This is a genomic window from Kitasatospora sp. NPDC004272 (assembly GCF_053603035.1).
In genome coordinates, this window is sequence record NZ_JBSGET010000236.1 from 1 (window position 1) to 7,012 (window position 7,012).

Consider the following 7,012-nt stretch of genomic DNA (forward strand, 5'->3'; position numbering starts at 1 on the left):
GCTTCATGGCCAAGGACGACGTGTTCAAGCACAAGGTCTCCGGCCCGCTGAAGGTCGGTCGGCCGGTCAGCGGGCCGCCCGGCGGGCCAGGGCGCGCAGCAGCCGGGAGCGGCCGGCCCGGGGCACCGTCCACAGGGTCTGGCCGGTGACGCCCCAGCGGGCGAGCAGGGTGTTGGCGGCCTGGAAACCGGTGGTGGCGGCGCGTTCCATCAGGGCGACGGGCAGGTCGGTGCGGACGAGGTCCCCGGCGAGGACGACGGCGGGGTGCGGGGTGGTGACGCCGGGGCGGCGCGGCCAGCCGCCGACCGGGAAGACCGGGCAGTCCCGGCGCCATTCGTGGCGGACGTCGACCGTCCGGGCGTCGCGGGTCTCCGGGTAGACCTCGTGCAGCCGGGCCGTCATGCGGTCCTGGAACTCCTCCGGTTCGGCGTCCTCGGCCACGGCGTAGGCGTGCAGTTCGACCACGGACCCGCCGGTGCGGGCGGACCAGCGGGCCGCTTCGCCCTCCCAGCGCTCCAGCACGCTGACGTTGTCCAGCCCGTCGTAGCCGCTGGTGCCGAGGAAGCCCGGCCGGTCGGCGGCGACGGGGCGGTCCAGCCAGAGCCGGGTGACCAGGAAGGGCGGCGCGGTGCGCAGCGCGGCGATGTCGGCGCGCCAGGCCGGGTCGCCCAGGTCCGCGGAGGCCGCGACGAGGTCCCGCAGGCCGGCCGGGTCCAGGGCGAGGACCACGGCCTGGTGGCGTTCGGTGCCCCGGCCGGAGGTCGCCACTTCGAGGTCCCCGCCGGGCAGCGGCCGGACCGCGTCGACGGCGGAGCCGGTGCGCAGGTCGGCGCCGAGGGCGGTCAGGTAGGCGGCCAGCGGGTCCCACAGGGCCTGCGGGTAGGGCTCGGCGGGGACGTCGAAGAGCAGTCCTTCGGAGGAGCCGAGGAAGTAGATGTGGAACATCAGCAGCAGTTCGGCGGCGGACAGGTCGCGCGGGTCGGTGAAGAAACTGCGGGAGAACACCTCGAAGGCGAGGTCGCGGGCGGCCTCGGGGAAGTTGATCCGCTGCAGCAGGTCGTGCGCGCTGGTGGTGTCGTGGCGTTCGAAGACCTCGGGGAGGCGGACGTCCAGCAGCGGGAGGGCGGCCCGGGCGTCCAGGGCGGCGAGGTCGCGCAGGCCGAAGGTGGGGCTGAGGGCGACGAAGCCGGCGGCGCTGAACGGCGGGGTGCGCGGCACCCGGGCGAAGCTGTCGGTCGCTCCGGAGCGCCGGCGCAGCGGGTAGTCGGGCAGGCCGACCAGCCGGGTCAGGCCGGGGTCGGTGCGCCGCAGCAGGCCGCGCAGGTTGTAGTACTGGCGGAAGAAGGCGTGGAAGCCCCGGCTCATGGTCGCGGTGGACCCGTCGGCGAGGCGGGTGCGCCAGCCCGCGACCCGCCCGCCCAGCACGGGCTCCCGTTCGTGGAGGACCACGTCGATGCCGCGTTCGGCGAGGGCCGTCGCGGCGGCCAGGCCGGCGATCCCGCCGCCGACCACGGCCACCCGGGGCGGCTCGGCCCCGGGGAAGCGGGCGTGGCCGGGGGCGGCGGGGAGCACTTCGGCGCGGCGGTCCCGCCCGTGCCGGGCGCCGGACGGGGTGCGGCTCATGCCCGCACCGCCGGGAGGACGGCGGCGGGGCGGGCGGGGCGGTCGTGGTGGTGCCGGGGCTGGGTCAACGGTGGTCCTCAGGGGTGTGCGGGGCTGGTGCCGGGCGCGGCCCGGCGGGGCAGCAGCGGCAGTTCGGCGGCCGACCGCAGCATGGGGCCGACGGGGCAGCGCAGGCCGATGCGGAGTCCTTCGAGGGGGGTGCTCGCGCCGTCCAGGAAGCGGAGCACCTGGGCGGCGGGGGTGCGGCGGAACAGGTCGGTGAAGAAGCGGGGCCCGTCGACCCGGCCGGTGTCCAGGGCGCGCAGCAGGACCGCGTCCATGGCCAGGTCCCGTCGGCGGTGGGGGGCGGGGGCCGGGGCGGGGCGGTGCGGCGCGGCGGGGCGGCCGAGGGCCTCGGTGATGGCGCGGCTCTGCCGCTGGACGGCGGCGAAGGTGTAGCCGGTGGCGGGGCGGGTGGCGCCGCCGGCCGTGCCGATGTGCACGTGCGCGGGGGCGGTGCGGCGGGGGAAGCGGCCGTCCGTCATCGGGATGGCGCCCTGTTCGACGCCCTCCACCGTGAGCCCGCCCAGGCCCAGGACTCCCCCGGTGTAGGCGCGCAGGGCGCGTTCGTAGGCGGGGACGGTCAGCGGGTGCCGGGAGAACTCGGTGTACTCCACCAGGGCGCGGTCGGGGGCCAGCGGCAGGACGTACCCGAAGGCGAGGCCGTGGGCGGGCTGCGGGACCCGGAAGTCCATCAGGTCCGCCGTGCCCGGGTCGAAGCGCGGGCGGTCGGTGCGCACGAACCAGCCCCGGAAGTGCTGCAGCAGGGCGGTGCGGGCCAGCGGGGCCCGGGCGGGCGGCCGGGAGTCGAAGACGTACCGGGCGTCGAGGGTGAGCGGCCGCCCGGCCGGGTCGTCGGCGTGCACGCGGGCGCCGGGCCGGCCGTCCGTCCTCGCCCGCACGTGCCGGACGGTGGCGCGCAGGACCCGGGCCCGGGGATGGGCCGCGAGGCGGGTGCGGACCAGTTCCTCGAAGGCGGTGGAGCGCAGCATCCGGTAGCGCAGGGGGGCGGGTGCCGCTTCGACCCGCTGGCCGTCGGGGCCGGTGATCCGCAGCCGGGACCACTGCGCGGTGACGGCCTCCTCGTACGCCCCGGGCCCGTCGTCCCAGAAGCACCAGGTCCGGGGGGCCGGGCGCAGCGGGCCCTCCGGCGCCTCGACGAGGGTCACGTCGAACCGGGGGCCGCCGCCGGCCCCTTGCAGGTCGTGCCTGACCAGGCAGTCGGCCAGGCTGAGTCCGGCGGCTCCCCCGCCGATGATCACCAGCGCGAGGGGCGCGGCCTCCGGAGTGCCTGTCAACTCGCTTCCGCCTTCCGGCTCCGGACGGGGTGCGGGGCGTCCGACCCGTCCCCGGCGTGCGGCCCGGGCTCCGTCCGGCGGGGCGCCCCGGGGGTGCTCCCACCCTGTCACCTCTGCCCCGGGCCGGTCGCGCCATCCGCCGGGACGGGCCGCCGTGTCGCCGTCCGGTGGATCCGGCGCGGCGGGCGCGGCAGGTCCGCCTCCCGCCCGAACGGTGCGCAAGCGGTGCGCCTTTGCGCCCGGGCGCGGCCGGGTGGAGCGTGGGGAGTGGAAGCGAACCGGTACGCCACGAGACTCGGAACCACCGGGAGGACGCCATGTCCGTCAGCCACTCCGTCCCCGCTTCGGTCGGGTTGCCCGGCCACTCCCTGCCGGTCGAGACCCCCGAGTGCGAGGGCTCGACCACGCACGGCATCTCCACCCCCGAGGCGGTGGAACTGCGCACCGCCTGGCCCGGCTGGGTCCCCCTGCTGGTCATCATGGTCATGGTGGTCTGCTGCATCGGCTTCGCCCTCGGGCGGATCTTCGCCTGAGGAACCGCCGCCCCGGACCCGGCCCCGGATCCGGCCGCAGCGGGTCAGCGGCGGCGGTCGGCGAGGGTGCGGGCCGCGGCGGCGATCGCCTGGCGGGAGATGCCGGCGGCCCGCAGGAGCTCCTCGGTGGTGCCGGAGCCGGGGAGGCCGGTGGCGCCGAGGTGGGTGACCGCGGGGTGGGCGTCGGCGGCGGCGAGGGCGGACAGGACGGCCTCGCCGAGGCCGCCCTCGGGGTGGTGGTCCTCGGCCACCACCAGGGCCCCGGTCTCGCGGGCGGCGCGCAGCAGGGCGTCGGTGTCGACGGGCTTGACGGAGTAGAGGTCGAGCACCCGGACGGGGACGCCCTCCTCGGCCAGCAGGTCGGCGGCGGCCAGGCACTCGTGCAGGGTCACTCCGGCGCCGACCAGGGTGACCCGGTCGTCCGGGCCGTGGCGCAGGGTCTTGGAGCCGCCGATCGGGAACTCCTCCTCGGGGCCGTACAGCACCGGGTAGGCACCGCGGGTGGTGCGCAGGTAGGAGATGCCGGGCAGGTCGGCCACGGCGGCGGTCAGGGCGGCGGTGGCGGTGGCGTCGGCCGGGTAGAGGACGGTGGAGCCGCGGACGGCGCGCATCATGGCGAGGTCCTCCAGGCCCATCTGGGAAGGGCCGTCGGCGCCGATCTCCACGCCGGTGTGGGTGCCGCACAGCGTCATGCTGATCTGGGAGACGGCGGCCATCCGGATGAAGTCGTGGGCGCGGGTGAGGAAGGCGGCGAAGGTGGTCGCATAGGGCCGGAAGCCCCGCACGGCCATGCCGACGGCGGTGGCGACCATCTGCTGTTCGGCGATGTAGCTCTGGAAGTACCGGGTGGGGTGGGCCTTCGCGAAGTCCTCGGCGTGGGTGGAGTTGCCGACCTCGGCGTCCAGCGCGACCACGTCGGGGCGGGCGCCGAGGGCGGCGAGCGTCCGGCCGTAGGCGACCCGGGTGGCGACCTGCTCGCCGGGCTCGAAGCGCGGCAGTTCGACCTCGGGGGCGTGCACCTTGAGGGCGGGGCTGCCGTGCGGGGGCTGCGGTCCGCGCACCCGCAGGTCGCGCTGCCCGCCCAGTTCGGCGACGGCGCGTTCGGCGAGGTCCTCGGGCAGCGGCTTGCCGTGCCAGCCCTCCTGGTCGGCGACCTCGGCGACGCCCCGCCCCTTGACGGTGCGGGCGACGATCACGGTGGGCGCGGTGCCGTCGGCGGCCGTGGTCAGGGCCCGGTCGACGGCGTCCAGGTCGTGGCCGTCGACGACCAGGGCGCGACAGCCGAAGGCCTCGACCCGGCGGGCGTAGGCGTCGGTGTCCCACTGGAGTTCGGTGGGGCCGCTCTGGCCGAGCCGGTTGACGTCGATGATCGCGGTGAAGTTGCCGAGCCGGTGGCGGCCCGCCGCGTCCAGGGCCTCCCAGACGGAGCCCTCGGCGGTCTCGCTGTCGCCGCACAGCACCCACACCCGGAAGTCGCGGCGCTCCAGGTCGCGGCCGGCCAGCGCGATGCCCACGGCGTAGGCGACGCCCTGGCCGAGCGAGCCGGTGGCCAGGTCGACCCAGGGCAGTTCCGGGGTGGGGTGGCCCTGGAGGCGGTGGCCGAAGCGCCGGTAGGTGGTCATCAGCTCCTCGTCGCCGATCGCGCCCGCGGCCTTGAACATCGCGTACAGCAGCGGGGAGGCGTGGCCCTTGGAGAACACCAGGTGGTCGGCGTCCGGGTTGTCGGGCGCCTCCCAGTCGTAGCGCAGGTGGCGGGCCATCAGTACGGCCATCAGGTCGGCGGCGGACAGGCTGGAGGTGGGGTGCCCGGACCCGGCCGAGGTGCTGGCGCGGACGGCGTCGACGCGCAGTTGCTGGGCGAGGTCGAAGAGCCGGGCGGGTTCGGTGTCGGGGCCGAGCAGGGACTGGGCGGTCATGTCGGACGGCCTTTCTGGTCGTGGGGTGCGTCGGGCCGCGGGGTGCGGGGCCGGGAGGGATGGCCGCGGCGCGCCTACCCGCTGGGCCGGGTCCGACGCACGGGTCGTCCGCCCGGCCCCCGCCCGGCCCCGGGAGCGCGGACCGGAGCGGGGCGGGGTGTCGGACGGGGCGGGGTGGGTAGAGGCGGGGCACAGCCGAGGAGGTGATGGAGATGGCAGCGACCACCGTGGTCCGGCGCCCCGCGCCACCGCGTCCGCGTCCCCCGCTCGACCTGCGTACCCCCTCCGGCCGCCCGATGCCCTACTGAACCCGCCGTCCGGCGCAGGCCGGAGGGGCGGGTCCGCCGGTGCGGGCCGGGCGCCCGGGAGGGTCCGGGCCGGGGCGCGGGAAGCGGTCCGCCCCGCGAGGCGGCGGGCGGGAGGGCGTCACCCGATCGGGTGGTGCGATCCCGGCGGGGCGGCGCGTCCGGTGCCCGCCCGGCTCCGGCTCCCGCTCCGCGACGTCGGCCGCGCCCGCCGCCTCGACGCGCCCGATACTGGAGGGCGGGGGCCGCGAACGGGCCTTCCGGGAGCACCGGCGCACCGCCGCCGCGGTGACGGCCGGCGGCGGCGCGGCCGCCCGGGACTGTCCGGGCCGCTGCCGGGCAGACGGACCGGTGGGAAGTCCGCACGGGAGTGGAGGCGAGCACATGGCACCGATCGGTGAGCCGGAACGGCCGGGGGGTCTCCCCGGAGACCCGGACGAGATCACGGCGGAGCTGGCCCGGATCGCCGCCGAGGTGGAGGAGCGGGACGACGGGTCGCGGGGCGGCACGGCGCGCCGGGTGCGCGCGCTGGCGCGACGGCTGGGCAACGGCCTGGCCCGCGGCGGCCACCGGCTCGGGACGGGTCCCCGCAACGGGCTGCGGATGCTGACCGAGCGGCTGCTGGACGCGGCCCCGCGGATCCCGGTGCGGAACCTGGCGACGCTCCGGGCCCAGCACCCCGGGGCCGGGACGCCGGACGAGCTGGCGGACCTGCTCGTCGCCGGGTCGGTGCGGGCGTCGACCGCGGTCGGCGCGAGCGCCGGAACGGTGGCGATGATGCCCGTACCGCTGGTGATGCCGGTCGAGCTGGCGTCCGAGCTGCTCGCCTCCGCGGCGATCGAGTTGAAACTGGTCGCCGAGCTGTACGCGGTCTACGGCCAGGTGCCGGAGGGCTCCGCGCGGCAGCGCTCGTACGCGTACCTGGCGGTGTGGAGCGAGGGCCGGGGGATGGACCTGACCCGCCCGGGGGCGCTGCTGGCGCTGAACCGGAGCGCGGCGCTGCGCCGGCAGGTGAGCAGGCGGCTGACCCGCTCGGGGCTGCGCAGGCTTCCGACCCTGGCCCCGCTGCTGGCCGGTGCGGTGATCGGGGCGCGGGTCAACCGCAAGGACACCCTGCGGCTGGCCACCGCCGTCCGGGAGGACCTGCGCGGGCGCCGACCCGCCGACCCCGGCTACTGGGACGCCGCCGGGGCCTGACCAGAGGCCGGTCCGGTCGCCGCGCCCGGTGCGCCGGGCGGTCGATCGTGCGCCGGGCGGTCAGCCGTGCGCCGGGGGCCGCGGTGCGGGGCGGCGCTGCG

General features: G+C 77.5%; 5 protein-coding genes. 2 read left to right on the top strand and 3 right to left on the bottom strand.

Going from position 1 to position 7,012, the window contains the following annotated elements:
* Positions 1–66: 66 nt before the first annotated feature.
* Positions 67–1,623 (bottom strand): FAD-dependent oxidoreductase, encoded by a 1,557-nt coding sequence (locus tag ACWEO5_RS37455; RefSeq protein ID WP_452166551.1) that lies wholly within the window; start codon positions 1,621–1,623, stop codon positions 67–69.
* A gap of 77 nt (positions 1,624–1,700) precedes the next feature.
* Positions 1,701–2,960, bottom strand: a complete 1,260-nt coding sequence (locus tag ACWEO5_RS37460) for a lycopene cyclase family protein (protein WP_452166552.1) — start codon at positions 2,958–2,960, stop codon at positions 1,701–1,703.
* A 317-nt stretch (positions 2,961–3,277) separates the two neighbouring features.
* Between ACWEO5_RS37460 and ACWEO5_RS37465 the strand changes: the two genes are divergently transcribed.
* Complete coding sequence (locus ACWEO5_RS37465) at positions 3,278–3,493, top strand: hypothetical protein (protein ID WP_452166553.1); 216 nt, start codon at positions 3,278–3,280, stop codon at positions 3,491–3,493.
* A 44-nt stretch (positions 3,494–3,537) separates the two neighbouring features.
* Here the strand turns inward: ACWEO5_RS37465 and ACWEO5_RS37470 are convergent, their stop codons facing one another.
* A complete protein-coding gene (locus ACWEO5_RS37470) occupies positions 3,538–5,409 on the bottom strand; it encodes a transketolase (protein ID WP_452166554.1) in 1,872 nt (623 codons plus the stop codon).
* A 689-nt stretch (positions 5,410–6,098) separates the two neighbouring features.
* On the opposite strand from ACWEO5_RS37470, the gene ACWEO5_RS37475 reads away from it, so the two are divergent.
* A complete protein-coding gene (locus ACWEO5_RS37475; protein ID WP_452166555.1) occupies positions 6,099–6,911 on the top strand; it encodes a hypothetical protein in 813 nt (270 codons plus the stop codon).
* Positions 6,912–7,012: the final 101 nt, after the last annotated feature.

Bases quoted from the DNA above. Each gene is read 5' to 3' on its own strand.
- ACWEO5_RS37465 (WP_452166553.1), top strand. From the start codon at position 3,278: ATGTCCGTCAGCCACTCCGTCCCCGCTTCGGTCGGGTTGCCCGGCCAC.
- ACWEO5_RS37475 (WP_452166555.1), top strand. From the start codon at position 6,099: ATGGCACCGATCGGTGAGCCGGAACGGCCGGGGGGTCTCCCCGGAGAC.
- ACWEO5_RS37455 (WP_452166551.1), bottom strand. From the start codon at position 1,623: ATGAGCCGCACCCCGTCCGGCGCCCGGCACGGGCGGGACCGCCGCGCC.
- ACWEO5_RS37470 (WP_452166554.1), bottom strand. From the start codon at position 5,409: ATGACCGCCCAGTCCCTGCTCGGCCCCGACACCGAACCCGCCCGGCTC.